We start from the raw sequence: 16,720 nt of genomic DNA, 5'->3' as shown, positions 1-16,720 counted from the left end.
CCCCAAATATTAATTACTTCTTTGATTTATATCTTAAATTAGAATCTAATATTCTCTTTCTAATTCTGAAATTCTTAGGTGTCACTTCAATTAGTTCATCATTTTCAATAAATTCTAGAGCTTCTTCTAAACTTAATGATTTAGCTGGAGATAGTCTTAATGCTTCGTCTGAGCCAGCAGCTCTGATATTTGATTGTTGTTTCTTTCTTGTGACATTTACTTCTATGTCAAGCCCTTTTGGATTTGAACCTACAACCATGCCTTCATAAACTTCTGTACCAGGTGTAATAAAGAGTGTCCCTCTGTCTTGAGCCTGATACAATCCATATGCAGTGGCTTCACCTGTCTCAAATGCAATCAATGATCCAACTTTTCTTTTTGGAATATCACCTTTGTAAGGTTCATACCCTTCAAATAAAGAATTTAAAATGCCATTGCCTTTAGTGTCGCTTAAGAATTCTTGTCTGTATCCTATTAGCCCTCTTGCAGGAATCAAAAATTCTAATCTAGAATACCCTGATGAATTATCTGATATACTCACAATTTCACCTTTTCGCTGCCCTAATTTTTCAATTACAATACCTATGAACTCAGCGCTAACATCAATTATAACTCTTTCAATAGGTTCGTATTTCTTCCCATTGATCATTCTATAAAGAACTTCTGGTTTTGAAACTTGAAACTCATAACCTTCTCGCCTCATGTTCTCAATCAAAACTGAAAGATGCAATTCCCCTCTACCTGAAACTTTAAAAGCATCAGTGCTATCTGTTTCTTCTACTCTTAAACTGACATCAGTTTGTAATTCTTTGAACAATCTGTTTCTAAGTTGTCTCGATGTAACAAACTGTCCCTCTCTTCCAGCGAATGGACTGTCATTGACACTAAATGTCATTGAAAGAGTTGGCTCGGATATTTTTACAAAGGGTAAAGCTTCAACCTCTTCAACATCGCATATTGTATCACCAACTTCTATATCCGAAGGACCTGTGATGGCAACAATACTCCCGAATTTTGCACTTTCTATCTCTACTTTGTTTAACCCTTGAAATTCATATAATTTAGATATTCTTGCTTTTTCTTTCTTTTCTGGGTGAGCATAGTTGACAACGAAGATATCTTGATTTGCTCTTAGTTCTCCTCTCTCAATTTTGCCTATGCCAATTCTCCCTTGATAATCGTTATAATCTATTGTTGAAATTAAAACTTGTCCTTTCCCATTCTCTTCTCCCTCTGGAGCTGGAATAAAGTTAATAATGGTCTCAAACAAATCTTTCATGTCTTCTTTTGGATCATTTACATCTAATGTAGCTGTGCCCTGCTTAGCAGAGATAAATACAAATGGCGCTTCCAATTGTTTGTCGTTAGCTCCTAATTCTATAAACAAATCCAAAATTTCATCTATCACTTCATCAGGTCTTGCGTCTTGTCTATCAATTTTATTAATTGCCACGATTACTGGTAATTCTAATTCCAATGCTTTCTTTAGCACAAACTTTGTCTGTGGCATTGGTCCCTCAAATGCATCAACAAGCAATACTACCCCATTGACCATTTTAAGAACTCTCTCTACCTCTCCACCAAAATCAGCATGACCAGGGGTGTCCACAATATTTATTTTAGTACCGTTGTAAATAACAGCAGTATTTTTAGATAAAATAGTGATTCCTCTTTCTCTCTCTATGTCATTAGAATCCATGACCCTTTCCTCTACTACTTGATTTTGTCTAAATACTCCTGATTGTCTCAATAAACTATCAACTAATGTAGTTTTGCCATGATCAACATGGGCTATTATAGCAATATTTCTAATGTCTTCTCTTTTCATATATTACATTTCCTTCCTAAAAATACTTTTAAAATTATATTCTTTCTCAACCTTAATAGTTTACCATAAATATATAATAATTTAAACCTAAATTTATCAAATCTAGGTTTAATTAAGGCAAAGATCAAGTTTATTTTTCTATAAGATAAAATCTTATTTCTAATTAAAATTTTCTCATTTGAAAAAATTGAATTTTTGTGAGATTTTTAACAATTGGGATATTGATTGACATAAAAATCTCTCATGCGCTTTAATTTTTATGGAGCAAAAACATGATATGTTTAATTTACAATAAAAGGACTTCATAAAAGACAAATAAAAATTAAAATTGTCATATAATTGCATATAAGTATCTATATTAGCATAGTTTTTTTATTGATATAGCTCTGTTGTTTTCAACTCTAAACTCATCTGACAAACCTTTCACAAGTATTAATCCTCTTCCCCATGACTTGAAATCAAATGGATTGTATTCGTCGAAGTCATAGGATATTCCCTTGCCCTCATCTTCAACTTCTATAGTTAATTTATTATCATTTAGCGTAATGGTAAGATTTACGCATTTATCCTTCATGCACTCATTGCCATGTAATGCACCATTTACAATCAATTCATTTAAAATAACTTTAATGTCAAACAATACATCTTTATTAGATATTACGTAATTTAAAGTCTTTATGGTTCTATCTATAAAGTATTTTATATTCTCTAAATCACTGCAAACTGCACTCTTATAAATATAGTTCATTCTCACCACATCCGTTTATATATTCAATAGTATTTTACCCATATTTCACATATATAATCTTGGTATAATCAAATTGTAATATTAATTTTATGAAAACTGTGATATAATGAGCTTGAAACAATCAATATATTATGAAAGGAGAGTTTTTATGGAAAGATGGGTTTGCGGTCCTTGCGGTTATGTTTATGATCCAGCTGAAGGCGATCCAGATGGAGGAATAGCTCCTGGTGTAGCTTTTGAAGATCTCCCTGATGATTGGGTTTGTCCTGTTTGTGGAGCTACAAAGGATATGTTTGAAAAAGAATAATTCTAAAGACCAGTACTAGATACTGGTCTTTTTCTGTTATATCAACCCATCTATTACTTCCCAAAGCTTCTCAATATTTGCCTTGTCAACCGAAGATACAGGAATTAACAAAGTCTCATCTTTAAGCTTTAATTTGTTTCTGATGATTTTTAAATTGTTTTGCCATTTGCCTTTTGATATTTTATCTGCTTTTGTCGCAACCACAATATTTGTGTAACCATAAGCATTTAAAAACTCGTACATCATTAAGTCATTGTCAGTTGGCTCATGTCTTATATCTACTATCATTATTATCGCTCTCAAATTTACTCTATGGATCAGATACTCATTAATTATGTCAGCCCATTTGTTTCTTTCTGAAAATGAAACTTCAGCATACCCATATCCTGGCAAATCTACAAATCGAATTTTATCATTCACTAAATAAAAATTAATTGTTCTTGTCTTTCCAGGTTTGCTGCTAGTTCTAGCTAAATTCTTTCTGTTTAACAAAGCATTGATCAATGAAGACTTTCCAACGTTAGATCTTCCGACAAAAGCAATTTCAGGCAATTCATCATTAGGATAATGTTCTCTATCTACAGCTATTTTTTCTAATTCCGATTTATTTACTTTCATCTTTAACACCATCTGAGCTAAGTAGAGCTATTTCTAATATTTCATCTAATTTCTTAGCAAATACAAATTTTATGCTCTTTTTAACCTTTTCAGGTATTTCATCTAGATCTATCTTGTTGTCTTCAGGCAATATAATCGTTTTTATTCCCATTCTGTGTGCTGCAAGAACTTTCTCCTTGATTCCGCCAACCGGTAGTACAATCCCTCTTAAAGTTATTTCACCAGTCATAGCAACATCTTTTTTGACCTTTACATTTTTAAGCGCTGATATTACTGCAGTTGCCATTGTTACACCTGCTGACGGCCCATCTTTTGGTATTGCTCCTTCAGGTACATGAATGTGTATGTCATAATCTTTATAGAAATAAGGGTCTATTCCAAACTTTTCAGCATTTGCCCTTATATAACTTATTCCAGCCATGGCAGACTCTTTCATTACATCGCCTAATTGGCCAGTTAGCTGAATGTTGCCTTTCCCTTTCATCACAATAGCCTCGATGCTCAATGTATCCCCGCCAACCTCAGTCCAAGCTAAACCATTGACTACACCTACTAAATCTTCGTCTTTAACAGTGTCAAATCTAAATCTAGGTGGTCCTAAATATTTGTCGAGATTATTGGCGTTAATCGATACTTTCTTGATTTTTTCTTCAACAATCTTTTTTGCGGCCTTCCTACATAAATTAGCGATATTTCTTTCTAGATTTCTAACACCAGCCTCACGTGTATAATTGCTGATTACCATTCTTAAAGCTTGCTCTGAAATCGAAAGATTGTCTTTAGTAAGTCCGTGATCTTTTAATTGTTTTGGCATAAGATGTCTACGTGCTATCTCATATTTCTCTTCTTCTGTATATCCGCTAATTCTAATGACTTCCATTCTGTCTAATAACGCTTGAGGTATTGTGGAAGTTGTATTAGCTGTTGTTATGAACATTACTTTTGACAAATCAAAAGCAACTTCTAAATAATGATCAGTAAATGTTGAGTTCTGTTCTGGATCTAATACTTCTAATAATGCGCTCGCAGGATCTCCTCTAAAGTCATTTGCCAGTTTGTCAACTTCATCTAATAAAAAAACTGGGTTTTTGCTTCCTGATTTTTTTATCGATGAGATTATCCTACCGGGCATACTTCCGACATATGTTCTTCTATGCCCTCTTATCTCAGCTTCATCTCTAACCCCGCCTAATGACATTCTTACAAAGTTTCTATTTGAAGCTTTTGCGATAGATTTTGCTATTGATGTCTTTCCTACCCCAGGAGGACCAACTAAACAAAGAATTGGTCCTTTAAGTGTTCCTGTTAATTTTTTAACAGCAATAAACTCTAGTATTCTCTCTTTTACATCATCTAAGCCAAAATGATCCTCATCCAAAATAAGTCTTGCTTTCTTTATATCTATCTTTTCCTTTGTTTCTTTAGCCCAAGGCAGATCGATAAGCCAATCAATATAGGTTCTTATTACTCCTACTTCTGCAGAATAGCTAGGCATCTTAGATAATCTTTCAACTTCTTTAAGAGCTTTCTCTTCTGCTTCTTTACTCATCTTAGCCTTTCTTATTTTTTCTTTATACTCTTCGATTTCTGAGGAATAGTCTTCTTCTTCCCCTAGCTCTTTTTGAATTGCTTTTAATTGTTCTCGCAAATAATACTCTTTTTGAACTTTGCTTATTTGTTTTCTGACTCTTTGGTTTATCTTATCTTCAATTTTTAACAGCTCTATTTCAGCTTGCAATATTTTGTGTAAAACTTCTAATCTTTCTGATATATCAAATGCTTCCAATATAGCTTGGTCATCTTCTTGTTTTAAAAAGATGTAGCTAGCAATGACATCTGCAAATCTTCCCGGATCTTCTATGTCCTCGACAGTTGTCAACAACTCTTGTGATGACTTTGGGTTTAATGCTAGATAATCCTCTAAATCACTCATTATCAATCTCATTGCAGCTTCTATTTCAGGAGTTTTTTCTACCTTATCCGGGTTGTAAATGTACTCGTCAACTATCACTTCAAAAAAGGGATCAGTTTTAACACAATCTTTTATTCTGCATCTATTTAATCCCTCTACTAAAACTCTTATGCTTCCTCCTGGAAGTTTTAACATTTGCTTTACATTCGCTATTGTCCCTACATCATAAAAGTCTTCCTCAGTGGGATCGTCAATTTTGGGATCTATTTGAGTCGAAAGCACAATCATTGAGTCATTCATCATTGCATACTCTAGCGCTTGTATAGATTTCTCTCTCCCGACGTCAAAATGTATTACCATATATGGAAATATGGATACACCTCTTAATGGTATTAAGGGAAGTGTTTTTTCTTCTATTGTATATATTTTATCCAAGTTGTTCACCTCTTTATAGCAAAATAAAAGCCCACATTCGTGAGCCTTTATGATGCAGATTCTTTGTTGCTCTTCTTATTGTTTTTAGTCTTTTTTTCTGAAAACACCAAAGTAGGCCCTTGGTCATTCTCGATGGTTTCTTTTGTGACAATACATCTGACAATATCTTCTCTGTCAGGTATTTCATACATTATATCCACCATCTTCTCTTCAATGATGCTTCTTAAACCTCTAGCACCAGTCTTTCTTTCGATAGCTTTTTTAGCAATTGCTTTTAGAGCTTCGTCTTCAAATTCAAGTTCAACTCCATCTATGCTGAAAAGCTCTTTGTATTGTTTGACAATAGCATTTTTAGGTTCAGTTAAAATCCTCACTAGAGCTTCTTCATTTAACTCTTCTAAAGTTACAACTACAGGCAATCTACCCACAAATTCAGGTATAAGGCCATATTTTATCAAGTCTTCAGGTTGAATTTTATTTAATAGTTTTGCTATATTTTGCTCTTTTGTATTTATTTCAGCACCAAATCCCAGGGATTTTTTCCCTACTCTGGATTGGATAATCTTCTCTAAACCATCGAATGCTCCTCCGACAATAAACAAAATATTCGATGTATCAACTTGAATGAACTCCTGATGTGGGTGCTTTCTTCCACCTTGAGGAGGCACATTGGCAACTGTTCCTTCTAATATCTTTAATAGAGCCTGTTGAACACCTTCTCCACTTACATCTCTTGTTATTGAAGGATTTTCAGACTTTCGTGAAATTTTGTCAATTTCATCTATATAGATAATTCCCTTCTCAGCTCTTTCAATGTCATAATCTGCCGCTTGAATGAGTTTAAGAATAATATTTTCTACATCTTCCCCCACATAGCCTGCCTCTGTTAAAGCAGTTGCATCAGCTATCGCAAAAGGTACATTTAAAATCTTTGCCAATGTTTGAGCTAATAATGTTTTCCCAGAGCCAGTCGGTCCAATCAGCAAAATATTGCTCTTTTGAAGTTCAATGTCATCTTTCTTGTCTGTCTTTTTATTTATTCTCTTGTAATGATTATATACAGCAACAGCCAAAGCTTTCTTTGCTCTTTCTTGTTGGATCACATATTCATCTAGACTAGCTTTAATGCTAGATGGCTTTGGCAAATCCTCAAAATCATAGTCATATTCATAATCTACAAATTCTTCTTCAATGATATCTTGACATAATTCTACACATTCATTGCATATATAGACATTTGGGCCAGCTATAAGCCTCTTGACTTCATTCTGGGATTTCCCACAAAATGAACATCTAAGTTGCTTATCATCAATTTTAGCCATTAAATCACCTCTAATTTCTTTTCTCCATTACTGCATCTATAAGTCCGTATTTTACAGCTTCATACGCACTCATGTAATAATCTCTATCTGTATCTTTAGCGATTCTTTCTAGAGGCTGTCCTGTTCTTTCAGATAGTATTCGATTAATTCTCTCTCTAATTTCAATAATCTTCTCAGCTTGAATTCTTATATCTTCAGCTTGGCCTTGTGCTCCTCCAAGCGGTTGATGAATCATTATATCAGCATTTGGCAATGCGAATCTCTTCCCTTTTTGACCTGCTGCTAGTAGAAAAGCTCCCATACTAGCGGCTCTCCCGATGCAAATAGTAACTACATCCGGCTTAATGTATTGCATTGTATCAAAAATTGCAAATCCTGCGCTTACTGATCCACCAGGGCTATTTATATACAATTGAATATCCTTCTCTGGATCCTCAGCTTCCAAAAATAGCATCTGAGCTACAACTAACTCAGCTACTTGATCATTAATCTCATTACCCAGCATAATAATTCTATCTTTTAATAGTCGAGAGTATATATCGTACGACCTCTCTCCACGATTTGTTTGTTCAACAACTATTGGCACTAATGCCATGATTATCCCTCCATTTGAACATATTTGACTCTTTCTTTGAGCATATCTAAAACCTTGTCATTTATTATACCCTCGGTTAAGAAATTTAAATCTCCTTTTTTCATGTCTTCAATGAATTTCTCTTTATTGTCAGGGCTATATGATTCAGCTATTTTTTCTAATTCTTTTTGTATATCTTCTTCAGTTGCTTGAACATTTTCATTTTTAGCTACTGCTTCTAAAACTAGTTGGGCTTCTACTTTTTTCTTTGCTATTTCTCTAAAGCTCTCTCTCATTTGCTCAATAGTCATATTAGTTAGCTCTAGATATTTTTCAAGGCTAAAGCCTTGCATTTTCATTCTGTAATCAAAGTTGTCTAATTCAGAATCTATTTGAGCTTCAATCATAGCTTCTGGTATTTCAAATTCAGATATCTCAACTAATTTTTCAACAATCTTGTTCTCAATATCAATATTTTCTTGTTCCTTTAATGATTTCTCTAATTCTTCTTTGATGCTTTGCTTGTATTCTTCTAATGTATCAAATTCGCTTACATCCATAGCAAACTCATCATCAAGTTCTGGCAATTCCTTATATTTAACTTCTTTTATTGTCACTTTAAAGGTTGCATCTTTTCCTCTTAAAGATTCTTCAAAATAGTCTTCTGGGAACTTAACATTTATTTCAACTTCTTCTCCCTTTTTCTTTCCAATCAATCCTTCTTCAAATCCAGGAATAAATTGTCCAGAACCAATTTCGAGTGTTTGATCTTCAGCACTTCCACCTTCAAATGCCTCTCCGTCAATAAATCCTTCAAAGTCGATGGTCAATATATCTCCATCTGCGATTTCTCTGTCTCCAGCATCTATAATCCTTGCATTCATGTCTCTAACTCTTTCAAGTTCTGCATTTATCATTTCTTCAGTGACAGTGTAGTCAGTTTTTTCAATTTCAATGCTGCTGTAATCACCTAATTTAACTTCTGGTTTTACTTCTACGCTAAATTTGGCAATTACTGGTTTGTCTTTCTCTATATCATCAATATCTACGTCTGGTCTATCTACTGGTTCTAATTTGAATTCTTCTATAGCTTTTGAATATGCATCTGGTAAAAGCTCATTAATAGCGTCTTCATAGAAGATTTCTTTGCCATAATTCAATTCGATAAGTTGTCTAGGTGCTTTCCCTTTTCTAAAACCTGGTATGTTAAATCTTGATCTATTAGCAACATAAGCCTTTTGTACAGCTTCTTCAAACTCTTCAGGAGTAAACTGAGCGTCGAAATATACGGTATTTTTTTCTTTTTTTACATAATCTAATTTCATTAATGAACCCCCTATGATAATTTTTTGCTTTAATTTCATCGTTTTATTATATCACAACTGACAAAATTTTAATATAAACAGACAGTATATAAAAAAACCAATGGCCGATACCACTGGTTGATTCTGGTGCGGGAAAGAGGATTCGAACCCCCACGTCAATGACACTAGATCCTAAGTCTAGCGCGTCTGCCAATTCCGCCATTCCCGCATAATGCATAAAATTTGCCTGCCTTTATAATTATAGCATTTAATGTTATTTTGTCAACAGCATATCAAAAATATGCATTATTTTTCTAGAAAACATTAATTGTAAAACTAAATTAGACCCCTTTTTGCTTTGCAGTCTAATTTAGTCTTGCAAACTTATGTCAAAATAAAAACAGGCAAATTTTGTATAATCTAGGCAATACTACAAAAACTAAACAGTTTAGTTAACAACTGTTTCTAAAAGCTGATTATCACTCCGCCATCATTCACATATGATGTTGATAATCCATTAGTTTCGACAATAATAATGTCCTTAAATTTTAGTTTTTTTAGACTGTCTTTTAATCCTAAGGCTTTGTCAAATGCATTCGCATGTGAAATCACTGCTATTCTATCTGAAAAATTGACATTTGTATTTTCTATTATCTCTGCCAGTCTTTTAAATGCCTTTCCTACTCCTCTTGCTTTCTCTGCCAACTCTATTTCTCCGAATTCATTAGCTTTCATTATGAGTTTAATGTTTAAGATATTTGCAACTAATCCAGTTACCTTTGACATTCTTCCATTTTTTATTAAGTTTCCCAAGTCTTCAGAAATAAAATAGGTTTTCATTTCAGCTATATACTTCTCGACATTTTCAACTATTTCAAGGTTAGATATGCCTTTTTTTATTTCTTCTACGAGCTTTAAAAGCACCAATACCTCACCAGCACTAGCTGATTTAGAGTTAAATACATGTATAAACTTGTCTTTTTGCTCCAATGCAATATCTTTAGCTGTCATGGCAGCATTATATGCTCCGGACAACTCTTTAGATATTGTAATGGCAAAAGATGTAGTGCTCTTCATAAATGAATTTAAAAAATCACCAGGCGATGGACAAGAAGTTCTTATTGGGTTTGGACTATTCTTCATAGCATTGACAAATTCGTTTTTATTTAAATTTTCGTCGTCTATGAATTCAACTCCGTCTACATATATTTTAAATGGCACAAAATCTATTGCTAATTTGTCATTGATTTTTTCTTCAATTTCTTTAATATTAATTGATTCTAGTAATTGCTCGTTAACATCGCAGCTCGAATCTGCTACAATCATCATATTCATTCTCCTATTCTATAATAATATATCTTCAATTAATAGAGCTAGACTTTCTGCTTCTTTCTTTATCCAATCATAGTCTCTTCCTTCAATCATGACTCTTACCAATGGCTCTGTTCCAGATGGCCTTATAAGAACCCTTCCAGTTCCACTGAACTTTTTCTCCAACTCTTTAATTGCAATTTGTATTTCCGGAAAGTCTAAAAACTTATTTTTATTCTCCGGCTTAACTTTAGCATTGATTAATACTTGTGGAAAATTTTCTACCAAATCATTTAAAGTCGATGCTTTTTCTTTCTCATCAATCATTATTTTTAACAATTGCAAACCCGTGGCTAATCCGTCTCCAGTCGTGTTTAGGTCCATAAAAATTATATGACCTGACTGTTCCCCTCCTAGCACATAATTTCCTCTTTTCATTTCTTCAATTATATACCTGTCTCCCACTGGTGTTCTCAACAACTTCATTCCATTTTGTGATAAAAATACCTCAAGTCCCATATTGCTCATGACAGTTCCTACGATCGTATTTTCATTTAGGCAATTTTGTTTCTTTAAAAATCTTCCACATATTGCCAGCAAATGATCTCCATCAATTATCCTGCCCTTTTCATCTATAGCAATTATTCTATCCCCATCGCCATCAAATGAAATACCTAAATCTGCATTTGTGTCTAAAACTAATTGTTGTGCAAGATGAGGATTAGTAGAGCCACAGTTGTCATTTATATTTGTCCCATCAGGTTCAGTGTTTATCGCTATTACCTCTCCATTTAATTCTCTGATTATCTCAGGTCCTATTTTATACAATGCTCCATTCCCACAATCCATGGCAATTTTAAAACCTTTTAAGTCAATTCCTATCTTCTCTTTCAAAAACTCTTTATAATGTCTTGGAGCATCTTTTTCGTAGTATATTCTTCCAATGCTATTCTTTATAGGTCGCAATTCAATCGACCTATTATTTAATAAAATATCTTCTATCTCATCTTCTATTTCATCGGGCAATTTATACCCTTCTGAGCTAAAAAATTTAATCCCATTGTATTCATAAGGATTGTGAGAAGCTGAAATAACAACGCCCGCTAAAGCGTTATATCTCCTTGTCAAATAAGCCACTGCAGGAGTTGGCATTATTCCGACTTGTATTACATCCAATCCAATAGAACAAAGTCCTGCACTAATTGCAGCTTCAAGCATATCAGAAGATGCTCTAGTATCTTTTCCTACTACTACTTTCCCTCTATTCCCATGAGTTAATACAAATCCTCCAGCTCTCCCAATTTCATATGCTAGTTCTGGTGTAAGGTCTTTATTAGCTACTCCCCTTACTCCATCAGTACCAAATAATTTCCCCATATTAGCCTCCTCCGTTTTAATTATTTTTTCAAGTACTTTTTCTTGACTATATCTAATAACTCACCCTTGTTATTTTTCTTTGGGTTTTCAATTACTATCTCGAGTAAATAATCTAATATTTCGCCAATTAATGGGCCTTCAACTATGCCTAGTGCTTTTAAATCATCTCCATTAATAGCCAAATGAGTTCTCGAATAAGGTTCATCCTCAATTTCTCTTAGAATTCTTCTTTTCGCATCAAAATAGCTAAGGTCCTTATCTCCTTTTTTACTCAGTTTATCAGCTATTTGGAGTTCAATTAAATTGTTAAAATTCTCGTAGCCAATTTTTTGTAGTTGCTTTTTTACATACTTCTTATTTAACTCTTTAGCATAATTCATGTGTCCGCTTATTAAAACTAAAGTGTTTTTTATCAGTTCATTTGAAAAGTTGAGTCTAGTTAAAACTTCTTTTGCTATCTCAGCGCTTATTTTTTCATGTCCATAGAAATGACCTATTCCATTCTCATCCACCTCGAAAGTATAGGGTTTGCCTATATCATGGAATAATGCCGCAAGCCTTACTTCCAACACTTTAGGTGAATTATCCAAAACCTCTAATGTGTGTCCAAAGACAGTTAAGTCGTGATGTGGATTTCTCTGATCAAATCCTATAGCAGGAATCATTTCAGGCAAAATAACCTGCAAAATTCCGAGGTCCTTCATAAGTCTAATGCCATAAGATGGTTTGTCTGAAAGAAGAATTTTAATAAATTCATCTCTTATTCTCTCTTTGCTTATATCCTTTAATTTGCTAGAAAATTTAGCACATGCATTCGCCGTCCGCACATCTATTGTAAATCCTAGCTGTGTTGCAAATCTAACAGCTCTAAGTATCCTTAAATAATCCTCTTTTAATCTTTCATTTGGGTCTCCAACACATCTTATCGTTTTTAATCTTAAGTCATTTACACCGTCAAACGGATCTATAATACCAGTTTTTGGGTTATATGCAATTGCATTTATTGTAAAATCTCTTCTTTTGAGATCTTCTATTAGGCTCGATATATATTTCACATCACTTGGCTTTCTGCCTTTGATATATTGCTCTTCTGCTCTAAATGTCGTCACTTCAACTTGGCCTTCTTCCATGACGACTGTTATCGTTCCAAACCTTTTGCCTATATCTACAATTTTAAAACTGCTAAATATTTTTTCTATCTCTTCAGGAGTCGCATTCGTTGCCACATCATAATCAGATGGTTTTTTGCCTATTAAGTGATCCCTCACACAGCCACCAACAAGATATGCTTGATAGCCATTTGATTCTAACATATATAAAATTTTATTCACGTATTCGGGAATATAAATATTCATTTTCTCCTCCATTAGTTAAGTATAGCATAAAATTGATATAATAAAACAAAAACCTTATCAACAAATGATAAGGCTTAAATGGTGCACCCTGAGGGACTCGAACCCCCGACCAACTGGTTCGAAGCCAGCGACTCTATCCAACTGAGCTAAGGGTGCTAATAAATTATGCTTATTTAATTATATCACAAATTTATCACAATAAATAATAATTTAAAAACCAGAGAATTTATTCTCTGGTTAATATGGTGCGGGAAAGAGGACTTGAACCCCCACGTCAATGACACTAGATCCTAAGTCTAGCGCGTCTGCCAATTCCGCCATTCCCGCATATGGTGACCCATCAGGGACTCGAACCCTGGACACCCTGATTAAGAGTCAGGTGCTCTACCAACTGAGCTAATGAGTCATATAATGGTGATCCATCCGCGACTCGAACGCGGGACACCCTGATTAAAAGTCAGGTGCTCTGCCGACTGAGCTAATGGATCAACTATGGGGTGGGTAATGGGATTCGAACCCATGACCTCCAGAGCCACAATCTGGCGCCCTAACCAACTAGGCCATACCCACCATGCTTTTGTTGGAGCGGGTGAAGGGAATCGAACCCTCGCAGCTGGCTTGGGAAGCCAGTGCTCTACCACTGAGCTACACCCGCAAAACGTAAATTATCAGTGATGAGCAAAAGTTTAACATCCGATAAACGATATCCAATTTGTGCTGACTTAAATAAGTATAACAATTTGACTAGTGCTTGTCAATACAAATATAAAATAAATTTTAGCAGAAATTTGAAAATTTAATTGTAATATTCTCAATATACTTAACTGATATTAATAATAATTATTCTTTGAATCTCTATAATGCTATTTACTAAATTCATTATCCATAGCAACTCTCCAAATATAAAATGAGGCAATCGTAGAATAGGGAGTAAATACATCTTTATATTTCTTCATTGCATTTCTGTCATTCACATTTACTTGATACATAATCGACAGACCTTTTCTAATTCCAAAATCATCTAAAGCTAACACATCTTTTCTTTCAAGTGAAAATATTAAAGTCATCTGCGCTGTCCATTTGCCAATTCCAGGAAACTTTATCAAAGACTCTATCACTTCATCGTCATTCAATCCTTTTAGGGAATTAAAGTCATAGTTATAAATGTATTTATGATCTATTATTGTCTTTATATACTCCGCTTTTCTTTTACTTATTCCGCATTCTTTAAAATCTTCTTCACCGATCGACATTAATCTCATATCATCAAAATCATTCGTTAGATTTATGAATCTGCTCAAAATAGTCTCATATGCTTTAGTTGATATTTGCTGACTTAATATATTTTTTATTAAAGCTTTGAAAATGTCTTTTTCTACTTCTCTGTATATATGGCCATAATGGCTAATAGCTTTTCCAATCGTACTATCTTTCTTAGATAAATATTCTTTTTCCTCATTTCCATACTCAAAATACATATTTTACTAATACTCCTTATATTTAATAGTTTCCACTGGCATGCCTTTTTTCTCAAGTCGCTTCTCTACATTGTCTTTGACGATTGAATAAATGAATACGAACAATGGAACCCCTATGATCAAACCGATAAATCCAAATATCTCGCCAGATATAAGCAGCGAAAATAATATCCAAAATGCAGATATACCAAGTGTATCTCCAAGTATTTTCGGTCCAATTAGGTTGCCATCCAACTGCTGAATTGCAAATATAATAACTAAAAACCATACTGCTTTTATTGGAGAAACAAATAATATTATGAAAAATGATGGGATTGCTCCAATGAACGGTCCAAAAAAAGGAATGATATTTGTTACCCCAATTATAAATGATATCAACAGCGAATATGGCATTTTTGTAACGATTAAAACAATATACGTTATTATAGCAATTATTATCGAATCAATTATCTTTCCAACTAAGAACCTGCCAAATATATTATCTGCTCTTTTTGCCAATTCAATATTTCTCATCGCTCTTTCCTTTGAGAATATGCTAAAATCAAGTTTTTTAATCAGCATAGAAAATCTTTCTTTGTCAATCAGCATATAGATAGATATGATAATCCCTAATACAATATTCCATATGCTTGAGAATAATTTGCCTGCATAAGAACCTATCAACGGCAACGAATTGGTGATAGTATTTATTAAGTTATCAACGAAATTATTCCATTTTAAGACAATGTCCTCGATATATGACTGCGATATATTTAGTTTGTTTATATAATCAACTATACTTTTAGACAATGAATCATAATTGTCAATAACAGTGTATACTGCTCCAGTTACAGAATTTATCAATTGAGGTAAAACGAGATAGATAAACAAAAATAATCCAGAGAACAGTAATAGATACGAGAGCAATATGCTCATTATTCTCTTGACATTCTTTTTCTTTTGTTGATTAAACAATTTATCAAACATTTTCCTTTCAGTAAAATCTACTATGAAATTAGCTAAATAAGCGATAGTAAATCCTATAGTAAACGGTTCAAATACTTTTATATATCTATTTAACCAAGCTAAGAATACACCAAATTCAGATATTAATATGTAAAAAACAATGCTGATAAACACAACAATGATGGAATATACAGAAATAGTTGTATATTTTTTATTCCACTCTATCTTCATTTTATCCTCCAGATATAAAATATTTAGAATTCCCTTGACAATTGAACTAATGCATCGCCGCACATTCTATAAACTGTCCATTCATCCATGGGTATTGCTCCTAGTTTCAAATAAAAATCAATTGATGGTTTGTTCCAATCCAAGCACCACCACTCGAATCTTCCACAATCTTCTTCAACTGCTTTCTTTGCTAAATAAGCTAGTAGTGTTTTCCCAATTCCCTTTCCTCTCATTTCTTCTCTTACATATAGATCTTCTAAATACAATCCAGGTTTGCCTAAAAAAGTTGAAAAATTGTTAAAATACAATGCAAATCCTACTTCTTCCCCATTGTAAACTGCAAATACGACTTCTGCTTTATTTCTGTTGAATATGGAGTCCTCAATTATTTCCTCAGTTGCAACCACTTGATCAAGCATTTTCTCATAATCAGCTAACTCCTTAATAAACCTTAAAATCAAAGGTACATCTTCTCTGGTAGCTTTTCTTATGTATAGGCCTTCAACTTTAGTAGGTACTAGTTCATTCATGGAATCACACTCCAGTAATTAAAATTATTAAAATTATATTCTGATTATATCATACAGTTGCATACGAATTGTACAAATCTTTTAATTGTTTTTTATCCATATTTTAGGGTAATTATTTAATAGATTAAGCATCAAGAAAAAAAGACCAGCTAATTAAAGTCAATAGATTTTAGCAAAATAATATTAAATATTTTTTGAAAAATTAATAATAAAAAAATGCACACCTAATAAACCAATGATTATTGGTTTAAAAAACGAAGCTGTTATTTAAAATTGTTCTTTGAAAACTAAACATTAAATACAGATCATTAGGCTACTGAAGACCTAGTAAGAAGTAGTTCCTCATGCTCTTCTGGGGTTCTTAGCTCAAAAGGCTTTTTGTCTCTCATGACGGCGAATATAATATTTACTAATTTTCTCATTACAGCACCTAATGCAACCTTTT

At 33.3% G+C, this 16,720-nt stretch carries 14 protein-coding genes, 7 tRNA genes and 1 pseudogene; 1 reads left to right on the top strand and 21 read right to left on the bottom strand.

Annotation, left to right across the window (positions count from 1 at the left end; translation table 11 throughout):
• Window positions 1-13: 13 nt before the first annotated feature.
• Both typA and BO51_RS03210 read right to left on the bottom strand, forming a co-directional pair.
• Entirely contained in the window at window positions 14-1,828 is a 1,815-nt protein-coding gene (typA, locus tag BO51_RS03215; protein WP_496483912.1) for a translational GTPase TypA, read from the bottom strand.
• Window positions 1,829-2,186: 358 nt separating this feature from the next.
• Window positions 2,187-2,576, bottom strand: coding sequence for an ATP-binding protein (locus tag BO51_RS03210; RefSeq protein WP_496483910.1), 390 nt, complete (start codon window positions 2,574-2,576; stop codon window positions 2,187-2,189).
• A gap of 148 nt (window positions 2,577-2,724) precedes the next feature.
• On the opposite strand from BO51_RS03210, the gene rd reads away from it, so the two are divergent.
• Window positions 2,725-2,883 carry a rubredoxin gene (gene rd, locus BO51_RS03205; protein ID WP_135270866.1) on the top strand — a complete coding sequence of 53 codons (159 nt, stop codon included), beginning with the start codon at window positions 2,725-2,727 and terminating at the stop codon, window positions 2,881-2,883.
• A gap of 36 nt (window positions 2,884-2,919) precedes the next feature.
• On the opposite strand, the gene yihA is transcribed toward rd, so the two are convergent.
• The 19 genes and pseudogenes from yihA to BO51_RS03110 all read right to left on the bottom strand — a co-directional run.
• The gene (yihA, locus tag BO51_RS03200) at window positions 2,920-3,501 is read right to left on the bottom strand and encodes a ribosome biogenesis GTP-binding protein YihA/YsxC (RefSeq protein WP_496483907.1); all 582 of its coding nucleotides are present in this window, start codon (window positions 3,499-3,501) and stop codon (window positions 2,920-2,922) included.
• The gene (gene lon / locus BO51_RS03195; protein ID WP_496483905.1) at window positions 3,488-5,848 is read right to left on the bottom strand and encodes an endopeptidase La; all 2,361 of its coding nucleotides are present in this window, start codon (window positions 5,846-5,848) and stop codon (window positions 3,488-3,490) included. Before lon ends, yihA begins: the two co-directional genes overlap by 14 nt.
• A gap of 47 nt (window positions 5,849-5,895) precedes the next feature.
• Window positions 5,896-7,170 (bottom strand): ATP-dependent Clp protease ATP-binding subunit ClpX, encoded by a 1,275-nt coding sequence (gene clpX / locus BO51_RS03190; RefSeq protein WP_496483903.1) that lies wholly within the window; start codon window positions 7,168-7,170, stop codon window positions 5,896-5,898.
• A 10-nt stretch (window positions 7,171-7,180) separates the two neighbouring features.
• Window positions 7,181-7,765, bottom strand: a complete 585-nt coding sequence (clpP, locus tag BO51_RS03185) for an ATP-dependent Clp endopeptidase proteolytic subunit ClpP (protein WP_496483901.1) — start codon at window positions 7,763-7,765, stop codon at window positions 7,181-7,183.
• Between the two features lie 2 nt (window positions 7,766-7,767).
• Window positions 7,768-9,069 (bottom strand): trigger factor, encoded by a 1,302-nt coding sequence (gene tig / locus BO51_RS03180; protein WP_496483899.1) that lies wholly within the window; start codon window positions 9,067-9,069, stop codon window positions 7,768-7,770.
• Window positions 9,070-9,193: 124 nt separating this feature from the next.
• Window positions 9,194-9,277, bottom strand: a tRNA-Leu gene (locus BO51_RS03175).
• A 236-nt stretch (window positions 9,278-9,513) separates the two neighbouring features.
• Window positions 9,514-10,377, bottom strand: coding sequence for a DegV family protein (locus BO51_RS03170; protein ID WP_496483897.1), 864 nt, complete (start codon window positions 10,375-10,377; stop codon window positions 9,514-9,516).
• A 15-nt stretch (window positions 10,378-10,392) separates the two neighbouring features.
• The gene (glmM, locus tag BO51_RS03165; RefSeq protein WP_496483895.1) at window positions 10,393-11,736 is read right to left on the bottom strand and encodes a phosphoglucosamine mutase; all 1,344 of its coding nucleotides are present in this window, start codon (window positions 11,734-11,736) and stop codon (window positions 10,393-10,395) included.
• Window positions 11,737-11,756: 20 nt separating this feature from the next.
• Window positions 11,757-13,091, bottom strand: coding sequence for a CCA tRNA nucleotidyltransferase (locus BO51_RS03160; RefSeq protein WP_496483893.1), 1,335 nt, complete (start codon window positions 13,089-13,091; stop codon window positions 11,757-11,759).
• 79 nt (window positions 13,092-13,170) lie between these two features.
• Window positions 13,171-13,247, bottom strand: a tRNA-Arg gene (locus tag BO51_RS03155).
• An 87-nt stretch (window positions 13,248-13,334) separates the two neighbouring features.
• Window positions 13,335-13,418, bottom strand: a tRNA-Leu gene (locus tag BO51_RS03150).
• 3 nt (window positions 13,419-13,421) lie between these two features.
• Window positions 13,422-13,497, bottom strand: a tRNA-Lys gene (locus BO51_RS03145).
• Between the two features lie 6 nt (window positions 13,498-13,503).
• Window positions 13,504-13,579, bottom strand: a tRNA-Lys gene (locus tag BO51_RS03140).
• Window positions 13,580-13,584: 5 nt separating this feature from the next.
• Window positions 13,585-13,661: transfer RNA gene (locus BO51_RS03135), tRNA-His, on the bottom strand.
• Between the two features lie 11 nt (window positions 13,662-13,672).
• Window positions 13,673-13,746, bottom strand: a tRNA-Gly gene (locus BO51_RS03130).
• A gap of 208 nt (window positions 13,747-13,954) precedes the next feature.
• Window positions 13,955-14,569: a DNA-3-methyladenine glycosylase family protein gene (locus BO51_RS03125; protein WP_496483891.1), complete on the bottom strand. Its 615-nt coding sequence runs from the start codon at window positions 14,567-14,569 to the stop codon at window positions 13,955-13,957.
• Window positions 14,570-14,575: 6 nt separating this feature from the next.
• Window positions 14,576-15,745 (bottom strand): AI-2E family transporter, encoded by a 1,170-nt coding sequence (locus tag BO51_RS03120; protein ID WP_496483889.1) that lies wholly within the window; start codon window positions 15,743-15,745, stop codon window positions 14,576-14,578.
• A 23-nt stretch (window positions 15,746-15,768) separates the two neighbouring features.
• Window positions 15,769-16,275, bottom strand: coding sequence for a GNAT family N-acetyltransferase (locus tag BO51_RS03115; RefSeq protein WP_496483887.1), 507 nt, complete (start codon window positions 16,273-16,275; stop codon window positions 15,769-15,771).
• 308 nt (window positions 16,276-16,583) lie between these two features.
• Window positions 16,584-16,720 (bottom strand): annotated as a pseudogene (locus BO51_RS03110) (IS110 family transposase); the annotation flags it as partial.

It is taken from the genome of Soehngenia saccharolytica DSM 12858 (assembly GCF_059568515.1).
Note: the sequence above shows the minus strand (reverse complement) of the source record. Positions and strands in the feature narration are given on the sequence as shown.